We start from the raw sequence: 1,483 nt of genomic DNA, 5'->3' as shown, positions 1-1,483 counted from the left end.
GTGGTCGACTGTGCCTCGAGGGGTGAGACGACCGGGACCCAACTACCCCGCGGGCTCGGCTTCCGCCGGCGGCTGGTCGTCGTTTGGGTGCTGGGCGGACTCATCGCTGCCGGGGCCGGCGTCGTTCGCACCGCCTTCATCCGGCGGTGCTGCCTCCGTCGGGTCCGGGTATGGAGCCGGATCTGCGGGTGGCCGCGGAGTAGTTGGCGGATCATAGGTCGGCGGTGCCGGATCATAGGTCGGCGGTGCCGGATCATAGGTCGGCCTCGGCGGGGGATCGTAGGTGACCGCCGGTGGCGGCAGTGTCGGGTTGATGGGCGGCGGTTGCATCGGGGTTGGCGGGATGGGAACAGAGACCGGTGGCTGTTGGCCGTTGATGGGCGTGCAGTCGTAGCCGGGCGTCCGGTCAATCGGCGTCCTCCATCTGACGCCTGTGACGTCTCCTTCGGGATCTCCTCCGAAGGATGTTGCACCGGGCTCAGATGAGATCGACGCGGCCGAGCTCGCGAGCGCTCGGAAGGAAGTCGGCGGGGATGCCGATGCCGAACAGCCTGCTCTGGCCAGTCCAGTCGCTCGTAGGGGCGCCACGCGGCAAGGCCAGCGCGCACGGGGTGGCTGGTGGCCTGCCAGATCCGTGCTGCGGGCCACGCCCAGCCAAGAGACCGGAACGGGCGTCGTGCCCGCGGGTCAGGAGTGGGTCGCCGTGGACACTCGCCGGTTCAGCGTGGAGTGAGCTCGACTGGAGGTGTCCGCTTCGACGTGCGCCCGGTGGCTCGCTCTGTGAGCAGGCCGAATGCCGCGCCCAGACTCAGCCACAGCACGACGAGGGTGGCGAGCGAGGCGAGCCGGAAGTTCCAGATCAGCTCGGCCGGCACGTCGATCGCGTCGGTGTTCGCTGGCAGCAACCAGGTTGCCGCCAGGCCGACGACCACCGCGACGGCCACGGCCGACTGCCGTGTGGACGCGGCAGCTCCGCGTTCGGCGAGTCTGTGGTGCAACTGCCAGACAGCGGTCACCGTGGCGACGCCGATGAGGACGGCCGCGAGATACCACGTGGTGCGGGCATCGACGGTTGCAGGATCACCCACCGCCGGCGGATTGCCCGGGTATCGGATGAACGGGATGAGCGTGATCCCGATCAGGCCCATGACCGCAAGCCGGATCGCTCGCCGCCATGGATCGACGGCGAGATCGCGGCGGTGCCACACCGCGTAGACCACCCCGAACAAGACGCCGATCGCGAGCCCGGTCAGCACGGACACCACAACCAGGCCAGCCTGCTGTGCGGCGCGGGAGAACACCTCGACATGCGCGGCGGCCCCCTCGGCATGCGCGGCAGCCTCCTCGAGCGCGATCGCCCGTTCGATCCACGGTTCACCCAGGACGTAGGACACGCCGGCCGACAGCACACCCGCTACCGTCCCGGCCGCCGCGCCGCGGCCGATCAGCCGCAGGATCTCGCTCGTCATGGCGTCGCCTCTAG

General features: G+C 69.9%; 1 protein-coding gene. It reads right to left on the bottom strand.

Annotated elements, in window-relative coordinates; translation table 11 throughout:
* Positions 1-719: 719 nt before the first annotated feature.
* Positions 720-1,469, bottom strand: a complete 750-nt coding sequence (locus tag KME75_RS41500) for a CbtA family protein (RefSeq protein WP_281424914.1) — start codon at positions 1,467-1,469, stop codon at positions 720-722.
* Between the last annotated feature and the right edge of the window lie 14 nt (positions 1,470-1,483).

Origin of the sequence: Pseudonocardia nigra (assembly GCF_019396355.1) — a bacterium.
Lineage (GTDB): Bacteria > Actinomycetota > Actinomycetes > Mycobacteriales > Pseudonocardiaceae > Pseudonocardia > Pseudonocardia nigra.
The sequence above is the reverse complement of the archived record's forward strand: the minus strand, read 5'-3'. Positions and strand labels throughout refer to the sequence as shown.